Here is a 23,716-nt window from a genome sequence, read left to right on the forward strand (position 1 = left end):
CATCAGGCCCTGAGCTGCCGGGCGCCGATTTGAACACAAAGCTGTGATCGGCAAGAGAGCGGCGGAAAACCGCCGCTGTTTCGCCTTCCGTTGCCACGCGCTGGCAACGGTCACGCTCGGATGTTCTATTTCATTTCGATGTGATATCTGGCCGGCGCTTGAGGCCAAACGGCGATGGGAAAGCCGTTCTGGTCGGAATGCGGGGTGCGCTATGATGGTAACCAAGCCGGTTTTCGACCGTTTGGGGTTTTGGCTTTGGGTCGGGGCGTTTCTGATTGTGCTTGGCCTGGCGCTGTGGTCGCCCGACGCGCGTTCCGTGGTCCATATCTATAGACACGGCAGTGAAGCTTTTCTCGCCGGAGAACCGCTGTATCAGGTCGAAGTCGCCATGGGGTACCTATATGCTCCCGCCTTCGCCGTCCTCTATGTTCCGCTGCTGAAGTTCGGGCCGTATCTGGGCAATGTTTTGTGGCACATGCTGGGCTTCGGGGTGCTGACCTTTGCCGCGATGCGCCAGGTCCGCAAGGTGGGCGGCGAGGAGCAGACATGGCTCCTGTCTTTCGGTCTCTTCCTCGCCCTGCCGGTTTCGCTGGCAGCGCTTCGCAATGGCCAGGCGACGATCCTGCTTACCGGGGCCTGCTGGTTTCTGACGCTTTCGGCACTCGAGGGGCGCCGCGCCGAATGCTTCTTCTGGGCCATGTTTGCGATCGTCGCCAAGCCGACCGCGATCATCATGCTGCTGCTGGCGGGAGCGCTGCGTCCCAGGCTGATACCGGCGCTGGCGCTGGCAGTCCTCGTCGTGCTCGTCATCCCCTATGGCTTTGCGTCGACCGACTATATCAACGCGCAATATCACGATTTCTTCCGGCTGCTGACTTCGATGACGGTCGACCCGACCGGGCCCTTCGTCCCGGCGGACTTCACGGCGCCTTTCACGCGGTTTGGGATGCCGATCCCTGAATCCGTGGCGACGATCGTGCGCGTCGTCGCCGGTTTGCTTACACTTTGGCTGGTGCTCCAGTTCGATCGCAGGCTGGACTCCAACCTCAGCGGACTCGCCATCTTCCTCGCCGCGGCATTCTACATGTGCGTCTTCAATCCGCGTGTCGAGCAGAACACCTATGCCATGGTGGCAGTGCCCGCCGGTCTCTCCATCGCCTTGCTTTGGCGGGAAAAGGGAGCCGGTGCCATACGCTGGTTCCTGGCAACGCTCCTCTTGGTCACGGGGCTGACCAGTGTCGATCTGCGACTGCACGACCTTTTCCATCTGTGGTTCCGACCGCTCAGCGTCAGCATAATTGCCTGCGTGCTCATCGGCTGGCTCTGGACGCAAGACAGACAGAAGGCGCCAGCCGCGGGAGCCGTCGCGCATGGCTGAGAGGCTCGACGTCATCGCGCCGTTCTTCAATGAGGCCGAATCCGCGATTGCCTTCGTCGGGCTGCTCGACAGACTCGAGGCGGCCGTGGCGGAGCGCTTCGGCATGACGGTGCGCAAGATCCTCGTCGATGACGGCAGCCATGACGGCAGCGCCGAAACATTCGCGGCGGCGCTGTCCGGTTCCTGGGAGATCGTGCGGCTCAGCCGCAATTTCGGCAAGGAAGCCGCGGTGCTCGCCGGGCTCGACCATTCCCGCGCCGACATGGTCCTGATCATGGACTCCGACCTGCAACATTCCATGGACATCAGCCTGAAAATGATCGGCGAGCTGGTCGACAACCCGGAGATCGATGTCGTCTTTGCGCAGAACGACCGGCGGGAGGGCAGTTGGCGGCGCAGCCAGCTGGCGCGGCTTTTCTACAAGCTGATCAACAGCAGCCAGCGCTTCGATATCCCCGAAAATGCCGGGGACTTCCGCGTCATGCGCGGCGCCGTGGCGCGGGCCCTGACCAGCGTGCGCGACAAGCGTCGTTTCAACAAGGGCCTGTTCGCCTGGGCGGGCTTTCGCCAGAAGGCGGTGCTTTATTCGCCGGAAAGCCGCGCCAGCGGCACATCGAAATGGAGCCGGTTCAACCTGATCGCGTTCTCGCTCGAGGGGTTCACCTCGTTTTCCGTGATCCCGCTGCGCATCATCAGCCTTATCGGATTGCTGGCGGCATTTGCCGGTCTCGCCTATGGCGTGAAAGTGCTCTTCGAGGTGCTGTTTTACGGCATCGCCGTGCCCGGCTATCCAAGCATCATGGTCGCCGTCGTGTTGCTGGGCGGCCTCAACCTGGCGCTGCTCGGCCTGATCGGCGAATATGTCTGGGTCACGCTCAGCGAAAGCAAGGACCGGCCCGTCTACATCGTGCGCGACGTGCTGCATGGCAATGCCGCCGAGCAGGTTGCTCCCGACAGATGACCAGGTTGGTCCGCCTGATCGCCGACGATTACGGGCTGGCGCCGGGAGTCTCGAGCGCGATCCTCGACCTGATCGAGCGTGGCCGCCTGACCGGAACAGGATGTATGACCGGTTTTCCCGAATGGGAAGAGGCGGCGGCGCGCATCCGGCCGTTCCGCCGTCGGGCTGCCGTCGGGCTGCATCTGACCCTCACCGATCAGGCCGCCGCGACTGGCCAGTCCAGCCTGGCGCCGAAAGGGAAGCTTCCCGGGCTCGCGTCCCTCGCGCTGCCGGTGCGGCGCGGGCGTATCGACGAGCCGGACGTTCATGCCGAGCTCGACGCCCAGTACGACCGCTTCGTCGAAGCGCTCGACGGCCCGCCCGACTATATCGACGGACACCAGCATGTGCATTTTCTTCCCGTGGTGCGGAATTGGCTGCTCGCGCGGTTCGGGGCAAGCGCGCACAAGCCGGCCCTGCGAGGGGCGCCGGGACTTGCGGGCATGGATGCTGCGGCGGCGAAGATCGCGGCGGTCGCCGCTCTGGCCGCAGGGTTCAACGGAGCGATGCGCCGGGCCGGCTTTAGCGTCTTGACGCCGCTTTCCGGGATCTATGATTGGCGGCAGCCGGAGAGGTTCGCTTCAACGCTGCGCGCCGCGATCAAGACCTTGCCCGAACAAGGGGTGTTCATGTGCCATCCGGGCCATGTCGATGACATTTTGCGCGCGCGAGACCCGATGCAGGCCGTGCGCGAGGTTGAGTACGCGTTCCTTTCCTCGCAGGATCTCGGCGCCACCCTCGACAAGGCCGGAACCCGCGTCATGGATGGCGGCGCATGAGCAATGCCGGCCAGCCGCAGCGTTCGACCGGCAACAAGATCGTCCGCTTCGCTCTTGTCGGACTGGTCAACACCGGCATCGACCTCAGCGCATTCTACCTGCTGCTCAAGCTCGCGGCGCCGGCTTTGGCCGCCAATGTCGGCGCCTGGTTCGTGGCGGTCCTCTTTTCCTTCGTGGCGAACCGGTTCTGGTCGTTCGAGCGGGACCCGGACATCCAACTGCACCATTCCTTCCTGCGCTTCGTCTCGCTGGGCGCACTGATTTCGCTTGGTGTTTCCAGTCTCTCGATCGCGGCGCTGGCAGGAGCCATCGGCGTGTGGCCGGCCAAGATCATCGGCGTCGCGGTGGCGGCCGTGGTGAACTTTTTGGCGGCGCGCTGGTCGATCGAGGGCCGGCTGTTGAGATAAGCCGAGGCAGTTTCGTTATTCGGCCGGCTCGATATCAGGACCTGATCCACAATCTGCTCGCGCCGACGCGGTTCCGATCCCTGCCGCACTTTCGTGAAGGCCTAATGCATGTCGCCCAAAAGTGCGTAGCGGTTTTGGACCACGACATGCATAGAAACAACAAGCTGAAGCACTGAGGCCGTTCAGGCCCGACGCGCTAGCGCAAGCTCTCCAGATCGCGGATGCGCTTGGCGCCGGCGGCTTCCAATTGCCTCGTCACGGCGCCGATCAGGGTTTCGGCGACCACGAACAGAGCGGCGGACGAATCCCAGGCCGAAGGCACGGCAGTGCGTCCGGCGATCACATGGCGGGCGAAGCGGGCGATCGGCGACAGCCATTGGTCGGTAAAGAGGATGATCTGCACGCCGCGGTGATGCGCCTTTTCGGCGAAGCGGACGAGGCTTTCCTGGTAGCGCCGGATGTCGAAGATCACCAGGACGTCGCGCTTGCCCATGTCGATCAGGCGGTCGCGCCAGATGCTCTCCTGGCCGGCGAGGTGATAGACATCCGGCTGGATGATGGCGAGATGGGCGGCCATGTAGCGCGCCAGCGGATCGGTGAAGCGGCCGCCGATGAGGAAGGTCTTGCCGCGCCGCTCGGCAAGCCGCGCCGCGATGTCGGCCAGCTGTTTGTCGGTGAGGTGGCGGAAAGTCTCGCGCAAATTGTCGAGCGTCGCCTCCAGCATCGGCGAGACGGCGCCGCCGGCCGAGCCCGGATTGAGCGTGCGCGAGGCAGGCGACTGCAATTGCGCGGCCAGCTCATCCTGCAATGCCGACTGGAATTCGGGGTAGTTCTGGAAACCCAGCCTGGCGACGAAACGCAGGATCGTCGGCGAGGAGACGCCGGCCGCGGCCGAGAATTCGGCGACGGTCTTCAGCCCGGTCAAAGGATAGTTGGCAATCAGCGTCTGGGCGGCGCGGCGCTCGCCGGCCGGCATCGCGCCGATGCGGTCGGAGATCAGTTCGGCAATGCTGGAAATCATGGTTTTCCCCCACCCGTTGACCCCGCCGCCGCCGTTTTCCCGAATTCGCGTTTGACAAAGCCGGCCAAACTGTATGAAATCATTCATCGGGACGCAATGAGGCAAAATACGTAACATAAGATACATCGCTCCCGAGGGGACGGCAGTATGGAGAAAGCACGGCCCGCCAGCCTTGCACCGTCGGAGACCGTAAGGGTGACCAACCTTGACGGCTCGAGCCCCTTCGTCTTCACCTGCGACCACGCCTCGAACTTCCTGCCCGCCGAATTCGGCACGCTGGGGCTGCCCCTTGAAGACCTTTCCCGCCACATCGCCTGGGATCCCGGCGCGCTGCCCGTCGCCAGCCGCATGGCCGAGGCGCTCGACGCCACTTTGGTCGAGACCCGTGTGTCGCGCCTCGTCATCGACTGCAACCGGCCGCTCGACGCGCCCGACCTCGTGCCGCCGGTCAGCGAGACGACAGTCATTCCGGGAAATTCCGGCCTGTCCGATAAGCAGCGCGCCGCGCGGGTCGACCTTGCCTGGCGCCCGTTTCATGACGCCATCTCCGGGATCGTCGACCGGCGGCTGACGCGTGGACAGGAGACGCGGCTGGTCTCGGTGCACTCCTTCACGCCGGTCTACAAGGGCAAGAGCCGGCCCTGGCATATCGGCATCATCCATGATGACGACCGCAGGCTGGCGGCGCCGCTGATATCGGCGCTGCAGCGGCTTTCGGGCGTCACCGTCGGCGTCAACGAACCCTATTCGCCAGCCGACCGCGTCTACTTCACGCTGGAGCGGCATGCGCGCTCGCGCGGCCTTGCCTGCGCGATGATCGAAATCCGCAACGACGAAATCGCCGGCGAGACCGGGCAGCGGAAATGGGCGGATCTGCTCACAGGCATATTCTCGAATCTGGAGCCCGAGGAGGCCAGGGGCTCCCGACAACGCGCAATGGGAAAGTCAGTACAGTCGGCCAGCTAAGAACCAACAGGGGACTAAAATGTCAGCGCAAGACTATACGGAACACGACAAGCACGAGGACTTAAAGGTCCTCCACGGAATGGGCTATGCCCAGGAATTGTCGCGAAGCATGAGCCGCTTCTCGAACTTCGCGATCTCTTTCTCGATCATCTGCATCCTTTCAGGCGGCATCAACTCCTTCGCCCAGGCGACGTCTTCGATAGGCGGCGCCGGCGCGGGCATAGGCTGGATCGTCGGCTGTGCCGTTTCCGGGTTCTTCGCCCTCGCCATGGCGCAGATCGCCTCGGCGTTCCCGACAGCGGGCGGCCTCTATCATTGGGCCTCTATCCTCGGCAACCGGTTCACCGGCTGGCTCACCGCCTGGCTCAACCTGCTCGGCCTGATCACCGTGCTGGGCGCCATCAACATCGGCACCGCCTTCTTCTTCGTCGGAACGTTCGGTAGCTGGTTCGGGCTGACCGGCACGGCAGGCGAGGTCGTCGGATTTGTCGCCATCATCACGGTCATCCAGGCGCTCTGCAATCATTTCGGCATCAAGCTGACCGCCATGCTGACCGACGCTTCCGGCTTCCTGATCCTTGGCGCAACGGCGGTGCTGATCGTCGCCTGCCTGGTGTTTGCCCCGGCAATCGACGTTACCAGGCTCTGGACGTTCACCAACTACTCGGGCGACGCGGGCGGCGGGGTTTTCCCGCAGTCGGATTCCATGACCTATCTCTTCCTGCTCTGCCTGCTGCTGCCGGTCTACACCATCACTGGCTATGACGCGTCGGCGCATACTTCGGAAGAAACGCTGAAGGCAGCGCATTCCGTGCCAAGGGCAATCATTTCGTCGGTGCTTTGGTCGTCGCTTATCGGTTGGGCGATGGTCTGCGCGATCACTTTGGCGATCCCGGACCTGGCTGCCGGCGCCAAGCAGGGCTGGAGCGTCTTCTTCTCGACCATGGACGCGATCCTGCCCGTATGGCTCAAGGAGCTTCTCTATCTGGCAATCCTGATCTCGCAATTCCTCTGCGGCCTCGCCACGGTGACCTCGGCCTCGCGCATGCTGTTCGCCTTCTCGCGTGACGGCGGCATGCCGGTCGGGTCGGCCGGGCTCGCCAAGGTCAGCCCAAGCTGGCGCACGCCGGTGAACGCGATCTGGACCGCGGCGATCCTCGAAATCATCTACGTCTTCCTTGCCCAGTTCATCTCGATCGGCGGCACGAACATCTACACCATCGTCGTCAATTCGACGCTGGTCTTCCTGTTCCTGTCGTTCACTATTCCGATCGTGCTCGGCATGCTCGCCTTCGGGACGGCGAAATGGCCAAAACCCGGCCCGTGGAACCTCGGCGGTGGCCTCTTCAAGCTGTTTTGCATCCTGTCGGTCGTCGGCATGGCGATCATCTTCTACATCGCGGTTCAACCGCCAAACGACAAGGTGCTCTACATCACCATCGGCTTCATCATCTTGACCGCCGTGCTCTGGTTCGGCTTCGAGAACCGCCGCTTCCAGGGTCCGCCGATCGGTGAGCAGATCGCGGCGCGCCAGGCGGCGATCAAGGCGGCCGAGCAGGCGGTCGGCGAGACCGGCAACTGACCTTCGCTTCATGACCATGGCCGGCGCAGTGCCGGCCATGGTCTCGTTTTTTCCCTTTCAAATCGACAGCACTGGAGCGCCAAAGGAATGGCCGGGAATTTCTCGTTCGATCAGTTGAAGAAGGCGGTCTCGGACGGCGAGATCGACACGGTGCTGGCCTGCATCGTCGATATGCAGGGCCGGCTCTCGGGAAAACGCTTCCTGGCTCAGTATTTCGTCGATTCCGCGCATGGCGAGACGCATGGCTGCAACTATCTGCTCGCCTGCGACATCGATATGGAGCCGGTGCCGGGCTACAAGGCGGCGAGCTGGTCGAAGGGCTATGGCGACTTCGTCATGAAGCCGGACCTGTCGACGCTGCGGCGCATTCCGTGGCTGGAGAAGACGGCGCTGGTCATCTGCGACGTGCTCGACCATCACACGCATGAGGATCTCGGGCACTCGCCCCGCGCGATCTTGAAGAAGCAGGTCAAGCGCCTGCAGGAGCGCGGCTATATCGGCTATTTCGCCTCGGAGCTCGAATTCTACCTGTTCAGCGAAACTTACGAGACCGCCCGCAAGAAGCACTGGCAGGGGCTCGACAGCGCTTCGCCCTATATCGGCGACTACCAGATCGGCATCACCAGCAAGGAAGAAGGCGTCATGCGCCGGCTTCGCAACGAGATGGAGGCCGCCGGCATCCCGATCGAGAACTCCAAGGGCGAGTGGGGCCCCGGCCAGGAAGAGATCAATGTGCGCTATGCCGAGGCGCTCGAGATGGCCGACCGCCACGTCATCCTGAAGAACGGCGCCAAGGAGATCGCCGATTCCGAAGGCAAGGCCATCTCCTTCATGGCCAAGTACAATTACGGGCTCGCCGGCAATTCCAGCCACATCCACAATTCGCTGTGGAGCGCTGACGGCAAGACGCCGCTATTCTTCGACAAGAAGGCCGAGTGGACGCTGTCGAGCCTCGGCCAGCAATGGGCGGCCGGCCAGCTCAAATACGCCAAGGAGTTCACCTGGTTCCTGGCGCCCTACATCAACTCCTACAAGCGCTTCCAGGCCGGCACCTTCGCGCCGACCAAGATCATGTGGAGCGAGGACAACCGCACCGCCGGCTTCCGGCTCTGCGGCGAGGGCACCAAAGGCATCCGCATGGAATGCCGCATCGGCGGCGCCGACCTCAATCCCTATCTCGCCTTCGCGGCGCTGATCGCGTCGGGCCTCGCCGGCATCGACGAGAAGCTGGAGCTGCAGAAGCCTTTCGTTGGCGACGCCTACCAGGCGTCGCGCCTGCCTGAGATCCCGAAGACGCTGCGCGACGCGACCGAGACGCTGGCCAAGTCGAAGATGCTGAAGCAGGCCTTCGGCGAGGAGGTGATCGAGCACTATGTGCACACCGCCCGCTGGGAGCAATTCGAATACGACCGCCGCATTACGGATTGGGAACTGCACAGAGGATTCGAGAGGTACTAGAAGATAGTAATATACTATGGCTAACTTGACCGAAAATGTGAACCGAACTAGATTCATGAGATGACCGAAGGAACCAAATATCATCCGCTGTTCGAGCATCTGCTGTTCTCGGGCCAAGGACATTTGTCGATGAGCTTCGACGAGATCGAGCAAATAATAGGTGGCAGCTTGCCGCCGTCGGCGCGACAGCGCGAGGAATGGTGGGCGAACAGCCCGAGCGGCCACAGCCAGGCGCGCGCCTGGCTGCGCGCAAATTATCGGGCGTCTCGCATCGATCTCGCGAACGAACGGGTGGACTTCAATCTGGAGGGATGGCCCGAGGGCTATCGAAAGCCGAATATGGCCACTGCGGACAAGGGCCGCCCGGGAATGGCGGAATCGACGCAGGCAAGCTACGAACATCCGCAGGAAGGGAAGCCATCACATGCGCCAGGGGATGTGGATCATCCGCTCTTCGGCATATGGACAGGCAAGGTTACGCTTCGCCAGGGGTATGATTACACCAAACCGGCTTTGGAGCCGGACGCACTGCCGTGACACACAGGCTGCTGCTCGACACTTGCGCGATCATATGGATTGCGTTGAACGAACCGATCAGGCCGGAAGCCAGGATTGCCATCAATACCGCAGGGGCCGCTGACGAGAAAATCCGGGTTTCCCCCATTTCGGCTTGGGAATTGGGACTGCTGAGCGCCAAGGGCCGACTGGCGGCCGCAAAGTCGCCGGCAAGCATTTTTGGGGAAGTGATCGCCACGCCGGGCATCAGGGTCGAGGCTCTTTCGCCGGAACTATTGATTGAATCATCTTTCCTGCCCGGATCGCTGAACGGCGATCCTGCGGATCGGATATTGATTGCCACCGCGCGGGCGTTCGATTTGACGCTCGTGACGCGCGATCAGTCGATACTGGATTATGCAAGGGTGGGGCATGTTCGTGCCCTTGCCTGCTGATGCCTACCTTTCGATAGCTGGAGACGTCTTCTTGGAAACCGCAAAACTGAAATCACCCATCGACGGCTCGATCTATGCCGAGCGGCCGGTCGCGAGCGACCAGGCGATCAACGCGGCGGTCGAGCGCGCCAGGGCGGCGCAGGAGAAATGGGCCGAGACGCCGGTCGTCGAGCGCGGCAAATACATGCTGGCGATGCTCGAGGCGCTGGTCGCCATGACCGACGAGATCGTGCCCGAAATCGCCTGGCAGATGGGGCGGCCGGTGCGCTATGGCGGTGAGTTCGGCGGCGTCAAGGAACGCACCAACTACATGGTCGAGATCGCTGAACAGGCACTCAAGCCGGTCATGGCTTCCAATCCGAAGGAGGGTTTTCGGCGCTATGTGAAGAAGGTGCCGCTCGGCGTCGTGCTGGTGATCGCGCCTTGGAACTATCCCTATCTCACGGCCGTCAACACCATCGTGCCGGCGCTGATGGCCGGCAGCGCCGTCATCCTCAAGCACGCGGCGCAGACGTTGCTCGTCGGCGAACGCTTCCAGCAGGCTTTCGACAGAGCGGGGCTGCCCAAGGGGCTGTTCCAGAACCTCGTCATGAACCATGCCCAGACCGAGAAGCTGCTCGGCTCCGGCAAGATCGACCATGTCAACTTCACCGGATCGGTCGGCGGCGGCCGCGCCATCGAGACGGCGGCGGCCGGCACCTTCATGACGCTCGGCCTCGAGCTCGGCGGCAAGGACCCGGCCTATGTGCTGCCCGACGCCAAGCTGGACCATGCGGTCGCCAATCTTGTCGACGGCGCCTTCTACAATTCCGGCCAGTGCTGTTGCGGCATCGAGCGCGTCTATGTGCACGAGAAGGTCTATGACGAGTTCGTCGAAGGTTTCGTCGCCGAGACGAAGAACTATGTCGTCGGCAATCCGCTGGAACAGGCGACCACGATGGGCCCGATGGCGCAGGCGCGCTTCGCCGACCTGATCCGCGAGCAGAAGGCCGAGGCGCTACGCAAAGGCGCGACCGCGCATATCAACATGAAGGTCGAGAACGACAGGGCGGGCTCGCCCTATCTGGCGCCGGAAGTGCTGACAGAAGTCGACCACCAGATGAGCGTCATGCGCGAGGAAAGTTTTGGGCCGATCGTCGGCATCATGAAGGTGCGCAACGACGAGGAGGCGATCGCGCTGATGAACGACAGCCCCTATGGGCTGACCGCCTCGATCTGGACACGCGACACCGAGCGCGCGATCGCCATCGGCGACCGCGTCGAGACCGGCACCGTGTTCATGAACCGCTGCGACTATCTCGACCCGGCGCTGGTCTGGACCGGCGTCAAGGACACCGGCAAGGGCGCGGCGCTCTCGGCCATCGGCTACGACAATCTGACCCGGCCGAAATCCTATCACCTGCGCGAAGCGATCTGACCTTTCGAAAGACAAAAAATGTCCAAGCTGATCTCCAAATGGAACTACCCTACCACCGTCCGCTTCGGCGCCGGGCGCATCAAGGAATTGCCCGATGTGCTCAATGCGACAGGCATCAAGCGGCCGCTCTTCGTCACCGATCCGGGCCTTGCGAAGCTGCCCGTCGTCGCCTCGACGCTGAAGATCCTCGACGATGCCAAGATCCCGTACGGCGTCTTCTCGGAGGTGAGGCCCAACCCGGTCGAGTCCAATCTCACCGCCGGCATCGCGGTGTTCAAGAAGGGCAAGCATGACGGCGTCATCGCCTTCGGCGGCGGCTCCGCGCTCGACCTCGGCAAGCTCATCGCCTTCCAGGCCGGGCAGACACGGCCCGTTTGGGATTTCGAGGATGTCGGCGACTGGTGGACCCGGGCCAATTCGGACGTGATTGCGCCGATCATCGCGGTGCCGACCACGGCGGGCACGGGATCCGAGGTCGGCCGCGCCGGCGTCATCACCAATGAGGAGACCCACACCAAGAAGGTCATCTTCCATCCGAAGCTTCTGCCGGCGATCGTCATTGCCGATCCGGAACTGTCGGTCGGCATGCCGCCCTTCATCACCGCCGGCACCGGCATGGACGCGCTGGCGCACTGCCTGGAGGCCTATTGCGCGCCGGGCTATCATCCGATGGCTGACGGCATCGCTGTGGAAGGCATCCGACTGGTGTTCGAGAACCTGCCGAAGGCCTTCGCCAACGGCAAGGATCTGGTCGCGCGCGCCCATATGATGAGCGCGGCGGCCATGGGCGCCACCGCTTTCCAGAAGGGGTTGGGGGCCATCCATTCGCTGTCACATCCGATCGGCGCGCTCTACGACACCCATCACGGCATGACCAATGCGGTGTTCATGCCCTATGTGCTGGCCTTCAACCGCGAGGCGATCGAGGAGCGCATCGCACGGCTCGCCGCCTATTGCGGCATCAAGGGCGGCTTCGACGGCTTCGCCAAGGCCATCATCAAGCTGCGCAAGGAGCTCAAGGTGCCGCACGCGCTCCCCGGCCTGATCAAGGGGCTCGACATGGATAAGAAGCGCAAGACCCTGATCGCCGACATGGCGGTGGTCGATCCGACCGCCGGCGGCAACCCCGTGAAGCTCACCAAGAAAGCAGCGCTGACGCTGCTCGAAAACGCCATCGCCGGCTCCGTCTGAGAGCCGGCCTCGATGCCGAGGATTTGAATAAGGGAACACTCGAGGAAAGGGAGGAGGGGCAAAATCAAGGCAGCTAACCATTAGCCGGAAAATTAAGCGCGGGCTAATTGCTACAGTCCGTTAAAAAGAGTTAACTTTTTTCGCTGTGGGGCTCCGGTTTCAAAAAGCCTTCATCTGGCTGTCACACGAAAACGATACCCGCATCGCAGGCGCTTAACCGCGCCAGTTCAACGGAGAGAACACATGTTCAAGTTCACGGGGAAAGTGCTTTCCCTCTCGGCCGCGGCGCTCTTTGCGTCGACGATGATTTCGTCCGCGGATTCGCTGGACGATCTCGTCAAGGCCGCGAAGGCGGAAGGCCAGCTCACTGTCATCGCGCTTCCGCATGACTGGTGCGGCTATGGGGCAGTGATCGACGCTTTCAAGGCTAAGTATCCGGAAATCACCATCAACGAACTCAACCCGGACGCCGGCTCGGGCGACGAGGTCGAGGCGATCAAGGCCAACAAAGACAATAAAGGCCCGCAGGCGCCTGACGTCATCGACGTCGGCCTGTCCTTCGGTCCGACCGCCAAGAAAGACGGCCTTCTGATGCCCTACAAGGTATCGACCTGGGACTCGATCCCGGATAGCGCCAAGGACGCCGATGGCGCCTGGACTGGCGACTACTACGGCGTGCTTTCTTTCGAGGTGAACAAGGATCTGGTCAAGGAATCGCCAGCCGATTGGGCCGACCTGCAGAAGCCGGAATTCGCCAACACGGTCGCGCTCGCCGGTGATCCGCGTGCTTCGAACCAAGCGATCCAGGGCGTCTATGCCGCCGGCCTCTCGACGGGTGCGGCCGCTGGCGAAGCCGCCGGCACCGCCGGTCTCGACTTCTTCAAGAAGCTCAACGCCGCCGGCAATTTCGTTCCGGTCGTCGGCAAGTCCGCGACGCTGGCCCAGGGCCAGACGCCGATCCTTATCACCTGGGATTACAACGCGCTTGCCGGCCGCGACACGTTGAAGGGCAACCCGCCCGTCGACGTCATCGTGCCGAAGACTGGCGTCGTCGCCGGCGTCTACGTGCAGGCGATCAGCGCCTTTGCGCCGCATCCGAACGCCGCCAAGCTGTGGCTGGAGTATCTCTACTCCGACGAAGGCCAGATCGGCTGGCTGAAGGGCTACTGCCATCCGATCCGCTTCAACGATCTCGCCAAGAACGGCAAGATCCCGGCGGACGTGCTGGCCAAGCTGCCGCCGGCCGAGTCCTATGCCTCTGCCGTGTTCCCGACGCTCGATGAGCAGGCCAAGGCCAAGGAAGTCATCAGCAAGAACTGGGACGCCACCGTCGGCGCCAACGTCAAGTAAGACTTGAAATGCACCGGGCGGCCAAGCGGCCGCCCGGCGTTCTCTCGAAGACGGTGCCGGGCGCATGACCGATCTCTCGCTTTCAAATCAGTCGATTGCCAGCAAACCGCTACCGCCAGCCGCGGCGACCGCATTTCGCTTTCCGATGCAGTGGGTGGGTGTCGCGCCCTTCTTCGTCTTCGTCCTGATGTTCCTGATCCTACCGACGATCTATCTTGTCATCGGCGCGTTCCAGACAGGCGACGGTCAATTCACCCTCGACAACATCCTGCAACTGGTGAGCGATCCCTCCATCAGCAATTCCTACTGGGTTTCAATCAAGATCAGCTTCTGGTCGGCCATCATCGGCGCGTTCGCCGGGCTGGCGCTGGCGATTGCCATCGTGCGCGGTGGATTGCCCAGCTGGGTCCGTTCCGCGACCCTGACCTTCTCGGGCGTCGCCTCGAATTTTGCCGGCTTGCCGCTGGCCTTCGCCTTCATCGCGACGCTGGGCCGCGTCGGCATCGTGACCGTGCTGCTGCGCGACATATTCAATCTGAACATCTACGCGATGGGCTTCAACTTCCTGACCAGCTCGGGTCTCGTCGTCGTTTACTTGTTCTTCCAAATCCCGCTGATGATCGTGATCATCGTGCCGGCGATCGACGGTTTGAAGAAGGAGTGGAACGAGGCCGCGGCCACGCTCGGCGCAACGCAGTGGCAGTACTGGCGCATGGTGGTGATCCCGGTGCTGTTTCCGAGCTTCCTCGGCACCGTCATCCTTCTGTTCGCCAACGCTTTCGGCGCTATCGCGACAGCCTATGCGTTCACCGGCCCGACGCTCAACATCGTTCCGATCAAGCTCTACTCGCAGATCAATGGCGACGTGCTGCACAACCCGCAGCTCGGCTACGCGATCGCCTTCGGCATGATCGTCATCACCGGGCTGGCGAATGTCTTCTACATCTGGTTCCGGACCCGCTCCGAGAGGTGGCTGAAATGAAGTCGGGCAAGTTCTGGGCCTGGGTCGTCTTCGCAATCGGCACCGCCTATTTCTTCATTCCGCTGCTGGCGACATTCGAGTTTTCGATGCGCATGCGGCGCGGTGTCCATTCCTTCGACGCCTATCAGGTCGTGCTCGGCGATCCACGCTTTCAGGCGACCTTCCTGTATTCGGTGGTGGCGGCGATCTGCACGATCATACTCGGCGTGCTGATCGTGGTGCCGGCGGCCTACTGGATCCGGCTGCGCCTGCCGCAGCTCAGGCCGATCGTGGAGTTCATCACGCTGTTGCCGCTGGTTATCCCGGCCATCGTCATCGTCTTCGGCTACATCAGGATGTACGGCTCGAACTCGCCGCTGCCATTCTTGTCCAGCGATCTGGGCGCCAGCGCCCTGCTGGTCATCGGCTATGCGACGCTGGCGCTGCCTTACATGTACCGCGCCGTCGATACGGGCCTGCGCACCATCGATGTCAGGACGCTGACCGAAGCGGCGCAGATCCTCGGCGCCGGCTGGACCACGATCATCACACGGGTTATTCTGCCCAATGTGCTGATCGCGGTGCTGTCGGGCGCCTTCCTGACCTTCGCGATCGTTATCGGCGAGTTCACGATGGCCAGCCTGCTCAACCGGCCGGCGTTCGGGCCGTATCTGCAGAACATCGGCGCCAACCGCGCCTACGAGCCGGCGGCACTTGCCATCATCGCCTTCGCCATCACCTGGGGCTGCATGTCGCTGATCCAGATCCTGTCCCGTTTCGCGCCGAAATCGGCGAACCGACCGAATTGAGCTGAGAGAAAAGCCATGGCCGAGCCATTCCTGTCCATCCAGCATGTGCGAAAGTCCTACGGCGCCAACACCGTGGTGCAGGATTTCAGCCTCGACGTCGAACCCGGCGAATTCGTTTCCTTCCTCGGGCCGTCCGGCTGCGGCAAGACGACGGTGCTGCGCATGGTCGCCGGCTTCGAGGAGCCCTCGGCTGGCAAGATCGTCGTCGGCGGCAAGGACATCACAAGGCTGAAGCCCAATCAGCGCAATGTCGGCATGGTGTTCCAGGCCTATGCGTTGTTCCCGAACCTGACGGTGGCGCAGAACATCGCCTTCGGCCTGAAGGTGGCCGGCATGTCGAAGCCGGACGCAGACAAGCGCGTCGCCGAGATGCTCGACATGATCAAGCTGCCGCAGATGGCCGACCGCTATCCCTACCAGCTTTCAGGCGGCCAGCAGCAGCGCATCGCATTGGCCCGCGCCATCGCGCCGAAGCCGAAGTTGCTGCTGCTCGACGAGCCGCTGTCGGCGCTCGACGCCAAGGTGCGTGTGTCGCTGCGCGAGGAAATCCGTTCGATCCAGAAGAAGCTCGGCATCACCACCATCTTCGTCACACATGACCAGGAAGAGGCGCTGTCGATCTCAGACCGCATCGCGGTGATGTATGGCGGCAGGGCCGAACAGGTCGGCACGCCGTTCGAGATCTACAACCGGCCGGCAACCAAGTTCGTCGCCAATTTCGTCGGCACGCTCAACGTGCTGGAGGGCAAGGTCACGGACGCCGCCTCGGGCAAGGTGCAGGTCAACAGCCAGGAAGTCTCGCTCAAAGGCAAGCTCAACGGCTCCAAGTCCGGTGACACGCTGTCGCTCGCGCTGCGGCCGGAAGCAATCTCGCTGGGCCGGCAGCCCGGCCATGACGCCAGCCTGTCGGGGGAGATCGCCGAAGTGCACTTCCTCGGCTCGGTCATCCGCGTGCGCGTCGGCATCGGCGGCAACACGGTGTCGCTCGACACCTTCAACAATTCCACGACGCCGCCGCCGGTCGTCGGCGACAAGGCGGATATCTCGTTTTCATCCGGCGATATGCTGGTCCTGCATTAGGGAAGAGTGAATGGTGAATAGTAAATGGTGAATGGCGATCGGCACTTTACGTGCTCGAAATCTTCCGATGATGACCATTCACCATTTACTATTCACCATTCATTTTTGCAGTGCCAAACGCCTGGTTCCATCGCTACGATGAACCATGGCCCTGTTTGAGCTCACCCTTGTCCTGCTTCTGATCGCCGTCGCGCTGACGGCGCTGTCGCGCCGGCTCGAGGTTCCCTATCCGTCGCTGCTGGCGCTTGCAGGCGTTGCGCTGGCCTTCGTGCCGGGCGCACCAACGATCGAGATCGATCCGGAACTGGCGCTGGCGCTGTTCATCGCGCCGGTGCTGCTCGACGCCGCCTATGACACCTCGCTGCGCGACCTGAAGCGCTATCGGCTGTCGCTGCTGCTTCTGGCGCTCGGCGCCGTCGTGTTCACCACCGTGGTGGTTGCCTTCGTAGGCTGGAAGATGGCCGGCCTTCCGATCGCTGCGGCGATCGCGCTCGGCGCCATCGTCGCCCCACCCGACGCGGTCGCGGCAAGCGCCGTGCTCGGCCAGTTCAAGGTGCCGCACCGCATCACAGCCATCCTTCAAGGCGAGAGCCTGCTCAACGATGCCACCGCGCTGCTGATCTACCGGATATCGGTCTCGGCGGCCATCGGCTCGGTCATGCTCAAGGACGCGGTGCCCGTCATACTGCTTGCAACGGTCGGCAGCGTCGTCGCCGGCTATGTGTTCGGCCGAGTGTCGCTGCTCGCGCTGACGCGTATCGAGGATGCGGCAAGCAGCACCGTGGTGCAGTTCGCCGGAACCTTCGCGGTCTGGATCATTGCCGACAAGCTCGGCCTCTCGGCCATCATCACCATCGTCGTCTATGCCATCACCATAGCGCGCACCGCGCCTCGCCACATTTCGGCGAGGCGCCGCGTCAGCACCTATTCGGTCTGGGAATCGGCGGTGTTCGTGCTCAACGTGCTGGCCTTCGTGCTGATGGGCTTGCAGGCGCGGTCGATCGTGGGTCGGCTCTCCGGCGGCGGGCAAGGCGAAGCCTTTCTGTTCGCCGCGACGGTGCTGGCCGTCGTCATCGTGGCGCGCATCGTCTGGGTGCAGGGTTACGTCGCGATCATGCGGCGGTCCCGCTTCAAAAGCGAAGACCGAAAGCGGGATGCGCCGACGTTTCGCGGCGCCGTGCTTGTCGGCTGGTGTGGCATGCGCGGGCTGGTGACGTTGGTTGCAGCCATTGCCCTGCCGGCCGGTTTTCCCGGCCGCGACCCGATCGTGCTGGCCGCCTTCGCGGTCGTTCTCGGCACGCTGGTGCTGCAAGGCATCACCCTGAAACCGCTGCTGCGCTGGCTCAACTTCGATCGCGACACGACGATAGACCGGGAAGTCGCCCAGGCACGCGTCGCCATTATGCAGGCCGCGCTCGACGTGCTGAGCCGCAAGACGTCGGCCGCGGCTGCCGTGGTGCGCGAGCAATATGAAGCGCAGCGTCAGATCGCGGAGAATCCGGAAAATGCTGAGGCGGCGACCGAATACGACCGGCTGCGCCTTTATGCGATCAACCGGCAGCGCGACACGCTGGAGGAATTGCGCCGCAACGGCACGATCGGGGACGAGGCCTATCACCGGCTGGAAGAAGAGATCGACTGGTCGGAACTGGCGGCGTCACCTGCGGGAAGCTACCAGCCGCTGACGACCAATTAGAGCGGCTCGCAGACCGTCGGCTGGATCATTCGCCTGCCTACGCGGCACATTGCAACGCCACAGGTGGCACGCTACTGCGATCCTCAGAAGTGAGCCGGTTAATCAATGAAGCTGATCAGCTACAACATCCAGTATGGCTATGGCAGCGACGGGCGCTATGATCTCTCCCGCGCCGCCAGGCTGGTGGACGGCGCCGATATCATCGCGCTGCAGGAGGTCGAGCGGCATTGGCTGCGCACCAATGAGGACGACCAGCCCGAGATCCTGTCCAGGCTGTTGCCCGGCTATTACTGGGCCTACGGCCCCGCCTTCGACATGGACGCCAGTGACAAGCGCGACGGTCGCGTCGTCAACCGCCGGCGGCAGTTCGGCACGATGGTGCTGTCGAAGCTGCCGATCGTCTGGTCGCGGCTGCATGCGCTGCCGATGCGCCGAACGCTGAGACCGCTCAACACCCGCAACGCGGCGCTGGAATGCATGATCCGCACGCCGGCCGGACCGGTGCGGGTGCTTTCCCTCCATCTGGCGCATATTGCGGCCGAGGAGCGGCTGGAGCAGATCGACTATCTCACTGCCGAGCATCGTCGAGCGCCATCCGATGGCGGCCCCTGGAGCGGCGCCGACGACGAGCCGCAGCGCAACTGGTCGAACGGCCAGGCGGACCCCGAAAACCCCCAGGCGGCGATCTGGCTTGGCGATTTCAACATGGAGCCGGGCAGCGCCGAATACCGGCGCATCGTCGGCAATACGCCCTACCATCCCAGCGCTGCTTATATCGACGGGTTCGTCGATGCCGCCGCCGTCGCAAGGGAGCCCGGACCGGATTTCCACACGCATGAAAAGATCATCGACGGCAGGCTGGCAAAACGCCGGCTCGACCATTGCTTCGTCGGCGGCATGCTGGCCGGGCGCGTCCGTTCAATAACGGCGGATGTCGGCGAAGTGGCATCCGACCATTTTCCGCTGAGGATCGAAATCGACCTGGAAACGCCGGGCATCGGCTCAAGTCTGGCGGGCAGATGAGGCGGGCATGACGCTGTTCGTCTTCCTGGCTGTGCTCTCGGCGGCTGCCATGCACGCGATCTGGAACGCGCTGGTCAAGGTGCATCTCGACCGCTTCCTGTCGATCACGCTGATGACGCTCGGCATGGGCGCCGCGGCGCTCGTGGTGCTGCCCTTCGTCGAAGTGCCGAAGGCCGAGGTCTGGCCGTTCATCCTCGCCTCGGTTTTCTTCCACATGGGCTACCGGACATTCCTGATCGGCGCCTACAAAGCCGGCGATTTCGCCCAGACCTATCCGCTGGCGCGCGGCACCGCGCCGCTGCTTTCGGCGCTGGGCGGCATCGTGCTGGTCGGGGAGGTGCCTGCGCCGCTTGCCATCCTCGGCATCGTGCTGTTGTCGATCGGCACGCTGGTCATGTCGTTTCGCGGCGGCGCGCATCTGGAGAAGCTCAATCTGCGCGCCGTCGGCTTCGCGCTCGGCACGTCGATCTTCATCGCCAGCTACACGCTTTCCGACGGCACCGGCGCGCGGCTGGCGGCGACCGCGACGAGCTATGCCGCCTGGCTGTTCGTCTGCGATGCGACGTGGGCGCTGGTGCTGTGCATTGCCTTTCGCGGACCGCAATCGCTTCCGGTGCTGGCTCGCGACTGGAAAGCCGGACTGTTCACCGGCGTGCTCAGCGGCGCGGCCTACTGGATCGTCATGTGGGCGATGACCAAGGCGCCCATCGCCTCTGTCGCGTCGCTGCGCGAAACCTCGATCCTGTTCGCCATGCTGATCTCGGTGCTGGCGCTGGGCGAGAAGATGACGGCCTGGCGCGCCACGGCCGCGCTCGGCATCGTCGCCGGTGTCGTCGCGCTGAGAATGGGTTGACTGCCATTCACCCGAACACGGTCATCACCTGGCCGCGCTTCTCGGGGCTGAAGCGGATGACGACGATGATGCAGACCGCAACCACGCCGGCAAACAGCGCCAGCGCATAACCGTAGCTGCCTCCCGGCGCTTCGGCGATGCCGGCCTGGTATGGGCCGCCATAGGAAGCAGCCAGATTGCCGGCCTGATAGATGAAACCCGGCAGGGTCGCCCGCACGGAGCCCGGCGACAATTCGTTGAGATGCACGGGGATGACGCCCCAGGCGCCCTGCACGGCCACCTGCATGATGAAGGCGCCGATCGCCAGCATGAAAGGCGTGGTCGTATAGGCCCAGAGCGGGATCGCCGGCAGGGCGATCACGCAGGCCAGCGTGATGGCGTTGATGCGGCCGATCTTCTCCGACAGCGCGCCGAAGGCCAAGCCGCCGACAATGGCGCCGATATTGGCGACGATGGTGATCCAACTCACCGTGTGCGGGTCGAAACCGTGCTGCTTCTTCAGGAAGGTCGGGTAGAGGTCCTGCGTGCCATGGCTGAAGAAGTTGAAGAACATCATCAGCACCACGGCATAGAGAGCGATACCCCAGTGCTTGCGCAGCGTTTCGAGAAGACCGGGCCGTGCCTGCGAACGGCCTTCGACGAAAGCAGGCGATTCCGGCACATGCGAACGGATGAACAGCACGATCAGCGCCGGCACGAAGCTCAGGAGGAACATGGCGCGCCACCCGATGGTGAAGTCGCCGATCCTCTGCCCGTAGAGCAGCCCGTAAGCAACGGCGGCGAGCAAATAGCCGGCCGGATAGCCGCATTGCAGGATGCCCGAGACCATACCGCGCGCGCCAGGTGGGATGGACTCCATGGCAAGTGAGCTGCCCAGGCCCCATTCGCCGCCCATCGCGATGCCGAACAGGGCGCGCAGCGCAAGGAATATGCCGAGATTGGGCGAGAACGCTGCCAAGGCGCCGATCACTGAATAGCTGACGATATTCAGCATCAGGATTGGCTTGCGGCCGTATTTGTCGGCAAGCATGCCGAAGAAGAACGCACCGATGAAGCGCGTGGCCAAGGTCAAGAACAGCGCCTTGGAGACGGCCGGGACGTCAGTCTGGAATTCAGCGGCAATATCGGTGAGCAGGAAAGTCAGAAGGAAGAAATCAAATGCGTCGAGCGTCCAGCCCAGAAAGGACGCGACTACGGTTTTCTTCTGCTCGCTGGTGAGGTTCAAGGCGGTGCTCCTTTTGTGTCCCCAAAAGGAGCGATATGTTCCACGGCGGTCAAAAGAGAACGGGACAGCTGCCGGTTTTAAGCCGGCGAGCGGTCACATTTGCGTCACCTCGAGATCGATGACCATCAACCCCTCGGTGCCGCCTTGCAGGGCCGCGACAAGGCGCGCGCCGGCGCGCTGATGCGCCTCGTGCACAAGATAGGCGTCACGGGCGGCGGCATCGCGGAAGTCGACGGTGAAGCCATGCGTGAAGCCGCGCGCGAACGGCTCCGGGCTGACATTGGCGCTGAAATGCACCTTGCCCATGCCGTCGATGACGGCGCGCAGCGCTTCGAGATCGGCATGGATCGCCGCGCGCTCGGCCGTGGGAATATCCTCGCGGAAGCGGACAAAGACGCAATGGCGGATCATCGTTTTCTCCTCAAGCCGCCTGATTGCCATTGAACACGGCCGGCGGCAACGGCTCGCGGCCTAGGATGAGGTCGGCACCCTTTTCGCCGACCATGATGGTCGGCGCATTGGTGTTGGAAGAGGGGACTCGCGGCATCACCGAGGCGTCGCAGACGCGCAAGCCCTCGATGCCGCGCAGCCTGAGATCGGGCGTCACGACCGCCATCGCGTCATGGCCCATGCGGCAGGTGCCGACAGGATGATGATCGGTCTTGGAGGTGCGGCAGGCATAATCGAAGAGGTCTGCGTCGCTCTGCAGGTTCGGACCCGGAAGCACCTCGCGCAACACATAGGGCTGTAGCGCCTTCTGCCGCATGATCTCGCGCGCCAGCCTGAGGCCCTTGATCGACATGTCGCGGTCATACGGGTCGGACCAGTAGTTCGGATCGATCAGCGGGTGGTCGGCCGGGTCGGCGCTCTTCAGCCGCACCGTGCCGCGCGAGCGGGGACGCAGGAAGGCGGAGTTCAGCGTCACGCCCGGGTTCCTCAGCTTCTCGACGCCGGCCTCGATGCCGGAGCCGAGGCCGAGATGGAACTGGATGTCGGGCGAGGCGGCCGTCGGGTCGGCGTACCAGAAGCCGCCGGTCTCAAACAGGCTCGAGGCGACCGGACCCTTCTTGAGCAAGAGGTACTGCAGCCCGGCCCATAGGGTGCGGTGCAGCTTGGCATAATTGTCATAGGTGTGGTCGCCGGTGCATTCGGCGATGACGAAGAGATCGAGATGATCCTGCATGTTGGAGCCGACGCCGGGCAGGTCATGCACCGGCGTGACGCCGACCGATTTCAGATGATCGGCCGGGCCGATGCCCGACTGCATCAGGAGCTTGGGCGAGCCGATCGCACCCGACGAGACGATCACCTCGCGTTCGGCGCGCAGGATGGTCTTTTCGCCACCTGGCCTGTCGACGATCTCGACGCCGATGGCGCGGCCTTTCTCGACGACGACGCGGGTGACGAGAACGTCCGTCCGCACCGTCAGGTTCCTGCGGGCGCGGATCGGCTTCAGATAGGCGACGGAGGCCGATGAGCGCCGGGCATTCATTTGGGTCAGCTGGTAGTAGCCGACGCCTTCCTGGCTGGCGCCGTTGAAGTCCGGGTTAAAGGGTATGCCCATTTCCTGTCCGGCGCGGAAATAGGCCTCGCAGATCGGCAGCGGCGAGATCGGATTGGAGACGCCGAGCGGACCCTGGTCGCCATGAAAATCGTTGGCGAAGCGCTGGTTGTTCTCGGCACGCTTGAAATAGGGCAGCACGTCACGATAGCCCCAGCCGGCGAGCCCCTCTTCCTTCTCCCAGGCGTCGTAGTCGCGGGCGTTGCCGCGCGTGTAGATCTGGGCGTTGATCGACGAGCCGCCGCCGACGACCTTGGCCTGCGTGTACCAGAAGACGCGGTCCTTCATGTTTTTCTGCGGCACGGTCGACCAGCCCCAGGAGGCGATGCCCTTGGTCATCTTGGCGAAGCCCGCCGGCATATGGATCAACGGATGCCAGTCCTTGCCGCCGGCTTCCAGGAGCAAAACGGAATTGCCCGGATCCTCGCTCAGCCGGTTGGCGAGAACGCAGCCGGCCGGGCCGGCGCCAACAATGATGTAGTCAGCCATTGTTCCTCACAAGCGTGGCACCGAGAGCGCGCCGTCGACATCGATGACCGATCCGGTCGAAAAGCCGAATTTGCCGGAGGCGAGCGCGGCCACCACGGCGCCGATTTCGGCGGCTTCGCCCCAGCGTCTTGCCGGCACCAGGCCGCCATCGATCAGCGCGTCATATTTGGCGGAGACGCCCGCGGTCATATCGGTGCGGATGATGCCCGGCCGTACCTCGAACACGCCGATGTTCTCGGGCGCGAGCCGCAGAGCCAGATTCTTCACCCACATTGAAAGGCCGGCTTTGGAAATGCAGTAGTCGGCTCGTTCCGGCGAAGCCATGTTGGCGCTGACCGAAGTGATGGTGATGATCGATCTGGCAGCGGTTGCGGGTGTCGCCAGTATAGCCTTGGCGACGGCCTGGCTGAGGAACACCGTCCCGCGCAAATTAATATCCAGCGCGCGGTCGAAATTCTCGGGCTTCAGCTCCAGCAGGTCGCCGCGGACAACGGCGCCGATGCCGGCATTGTTGACCAGG

23 protein-coding genes are annotated in these 23,716 nt (G+C 63.3%); 18 read left to right on the forward strand and 5 right to left on the reverse strand.

The window, feature by feature from the left end; all coding sequences use genetic code 11:
* The first annotated feature begins 43 nt into the window (after positions 1 to 43).
* The 4 genes from EOA23_RS15195 to EOA23_RS15210 are packed head-to-tail and all read left to right on the forward strand — an operon-like array spanning position 44 to position 3,564.
* On the forward strand, positions 44 to 1,378 hold the full coding sequence (locus EOA23_RS15195; RefSeq protein WP_245474172.1) for a glycosyltransferase 87 family protein: 1,335 nt from the start codon (positions 44 to 46) through the stop codon (positions 1,376 to 1,378).
* On the forward strand, positions 1,371 to 2,339 hold the full coding sequence (locus EOA23_RS15200; RefSeq protein ID WP_126059520.1) for a glycosyltransferase family 2 protein: 969 nt from the start codon (positions 1,371 to 1,373) through the stop codon (positions 2,337 to 2,339). The genes EOA23_RS15195 and EOA23_RS15200 overlap by 8 nt, the downstream gene beginning before the upstream one ends.
* On the forward strand, positions 2,336 to 3,157 hold the full coding sequence (locus tag EOA23_RS15205) for a ChbG/HpnK family deacetylase (RefSeq protein WP_127304725.1): 822 nt from the start codon (positions 2,336 to 2,338) through the stop codon (positions 3,155 to 3,157). Before EOA23_RS15200 ends, EOA23_RS15205 begins: the two co-directional genes overlap by 4 nt.
* A complete protein-coding gene (locus tag EOA23_RS15210; protein WP_127304726.1) occupies positions 3,154 to 3,564 on the forward strand; it encodes a GtrA family protein in 411 nt (136 codons plus the stop codon). The genes EOA23_RS15205 and EOA23_RS15210 overlap by 4 nt, the downstream gene beginning before the upstream one ends.
* A 196-nt stretch (positions 3,565 to 3,760) precedes the next feature.
* On the opposite strand, the gene EOA23_RS15215 is transcribed toward EOA23_RS15210, so the two are convergent.
* Positions 3,761 to 4,585 carry a MurR/RpiR family transcriptional regulator gene (locus EOA23_RS15215; protein WP_126059523.1) on the reverse strand — a complete coding sequence of 275 codons (825 nt, stop codon included), beginning with the start codon at positions 4,583 to 4,585 and terminating at the stop codon, positions 3,761 to 3,763.
* 147 nt (positions 4,586 to 4,732) lie between these two features.
* Here EOA23_RS15215 and EOA23_RS15220 point away from each other — a divergent pair, with 147 nt between their 5' ends.
* The 14 genes from EOA23_RS15220 (at position 4,733) to EOA23_RS15285 (ending at position 19,921) form a co-directional block, all read left to right on the forward strand.
* Positions 4,733 to 5,551 carry an N-formylglutamate amidohydrolase gene (locus EOA23_RS15220; RefSeq protein WP_127304727.1) on the forward strand — a complete coding sequence of 273 codons (819 nt, stop codon included), beginning with the start codon at positions 4,733 to 4,735 and terminating at the stop codon, positions 5,549 to 5,551.
* 19 nt (positions 5,552 to 5,570) lie between these two features.
* The gene (locus EOA23_RS15225) at positions 5,571 to 7,133 is read left to right on the forward strand and encodes an amino acid permease (protein WP_126059525.1); all 1,563 of its coding nucleotides are present in this window, start codon (positions 5,571 to 5,573) and stop codon (positions 7,131 to 7,133) included.
* A gap of 87 nt (positions 7,134 to 7,220) precedes the next feature.
* On the forward strand, positions 7,221 to 8,591 hold the full coding sequence (locus EOA23_RS15230) for a glutamine synthetase family protein (protein ID WP_127304728.1): 1,371 nt from the start codon (positions 7,221 to 7,223) through the stop codon (positions 8,589 to 8,591).
* 60 nt (positions 8,592 to 8,651) lie between these two features.
* Positions 8,652 to 9,128, forward strand: coding sequence for a hypothetical protein (locus EOA23_RS15235; protein WP_127304729.1), 477 nt, complete (start codon positions 8,652 to 8,654; stop codon positions 9,126 to 9,128).
* The gene (locus tag EOA23_RS15240) at positions 9,125 to 9,541 is read left to right on the forward strand and encodes a type II toxin-antitoxin system VapC family toxin (protein ID WP_127304730.1); all 417 of its coding nucleotides are present in this window, start codon (positions 9,125 to 9,127) and stop codon (positions 9,539 to 9,541) included. The genes EOA23_RS15235 and EOA23_RS15240 overlap by 4 nt, the downstream gene beginning before the upstream one ends.
* Complete coding sequence (locus EOA23_RS15245; RefSeq protein WP_127304731.1) at positions 9,519 to 10,958, forward strand: aldehyde dehydrogenase family protein; 1,440 nt, start codon at positions 9,519 to 9,521, stop codon at positions 10,956 to 10,958. The genes EOA23_RS15240 and EOA23_RS15245 overlap by 23 nt, the downstream gene beginning before the upstream one ends.
* 18 nt (positions 10,959 to 10,976) lie before the next feature.
* Positions 10,977 to 12,149, forward strand: a complete 1,173-nt coding sequence (locus EOA23_RS15250) for an iron-containing alcohol dehydrogenase (protein ID WP_126059528.1) — start codon at positions 10,977 to 10,979, stop codon at positions 12,147 to 12,149.
* Positions 12,150 to 12,392: 243 nt separating this feature from the next.
* Complete coding sequence (locus EOA23_RS15255) at positions 12,393 to 13,499, forward strand: ABC transporter substrate-binding protein (RefSeq protein ID WP_127304732.1); 1,107 nt, start codon at positions 12,393 to 12,395, stop codon at positions 13,497 to 13,499.
* A gap of 145 nt (positions 13,500 to 13,644) precedes the next feature.
* The gene (locus EOA23_RS15260) at positions 13,645 to 14,481 is read left to right on the forward strand and encodes an ABC transporter permease subunit (protein WP_245474174.1); all 837 of its coding nucleotides are present in this window, start codon (positions 13,645 to 13,647) and stop codon (positions 14,479 to 14,481) included.
* On the forward strand, positions 14,478 to 15,269 hold the full coding sequence (locus tag EOA23_RS15265) for an ABC transporter permease (protein WP_126059531.1): 792 nt from the start codon (positions 14,478 to 14,480) through the stop codon (positions 15,267 to 15,269). The genes EOA23_RS15260 and EOA23_RS15265 overlap by 4 nt, the downstream gene beginning before the upstream one ends.
* Positions 15,270 to 15,284: 15 nt before the next feature.
* A complete protein-coding gene (locus tag EOA23_RS15270) occupies positions 15,285 to 16,349 on the forward strand; it encodes an ABC transporter ATP-binding protein (protein WP_127304734.1) in 1,065 nt (354 codons plus the stop codon).
* Between the two features lie 145 nt (positions 16,350 to 16,494).
* Positions 16,495 to 18,045 carry a sodium:proton antiporter gene (locus EOA23_RS15275; protein ID WP_127304735.1) on the forward strand — a complete coding sequence of 517 codons (1,551 nt, stop codon included), beginning with the start codon at positions 16,495 to 16,497 and terminating at the stop codon, positions 18,043 to 18,045.
* Between the two features lie 105 nt (positions 18,046 to 18,150).
* Positions 18,151 to 19,068, forward strand: coding sequence for an endonuclease/exonuclease/phosphatase family protein (locus EOA23_RS15280; RefSeq protein ID WP_127304736.1), 918 nt, complete (start codon positions 18,151 to 18,153; stop codon positions 19,066 to 19,068).
* Positions 19,069 to 19,075: 7 nt separating this feature from the next.
* Positions 19,076 to 19,921, forward strand: coding sequence for an EamA family transporter (locus EOA23_RS15285; protein WP_127304737.1), 846 nt, complete (start codon positions 19,076 to 19,078; stop codon positions 19,919 to 19,921).
* A gap of 7 nt (positions 19,922 to 19,928) precedes the next feature.
* Here the strand turns inward: EOA23_RS15285 and EOA23_RS15290 are convergent, their stop codons facing one another.
* The 4 genes from EOA23_RS15290 to EOA23_RS15305 form a co-directional block, all read right to left on the reverse strand.
* The gene (locus EOA23_RS15290) at positions 19,929 to 21,146 is read right to left on the reverse strand and encodes an MFS transporter (RefSeq protein WP_127304738.1); all 1,218 of its coding nucleotides are present in this window, start codon (positions 21,144 to 21,146) and stop codon (positions 19,929 to 19,931) included.
* Positions 21,147 to 21,239: 93 nt separating this feature from the next.
* Complete coding sequence (locus tag EOA23_RS15295; RefSeq protein ID WP_127304739.1) at positions 21,240 to 21,557, reverse strand: Dabb family protein; 318 nt, start codon at positions 21,555 to 21,557, stop codon at positions 21,240 to 21,242.
* Between the two features lie 10 nt (positions 21,558 to 21,567).
* The gene (locus EOA23_RS15300; protein ID WP_127304740.1) at positions 21,568 to 23,196 is read right to left on the reverse strand and encodes a choline dehydrogenase; all 1,629 of its coding nucleotides are present in this window, start codon (positions 23,194 to 23,196) and stop codon (positions 21,568 to 21,570) included.
* A gap of 6 nt (positions 23,197 to 23,202) precedes the next feature.
* Positions 23,203 to 23,716 (reverse strand): 3-ketoacyl-ACP reductase (locus EOA23_RS15305; RefSeq protein ID WP_127304741.1); only part of this gene is annotated, 514 nt, incomplete at its 5' end.

The sequence above is a fragment of the Mesorhizobium sp. M2A.F.Ca.ET.042.01.1.1 genome (genome assembly GCF_003997405.1).
Classification (GTDB): Bacteria; Pseudomonadota; Alphaproteobacteria; order Rhizobiales; family Rhizobiaceae; genus Mesorhizobium.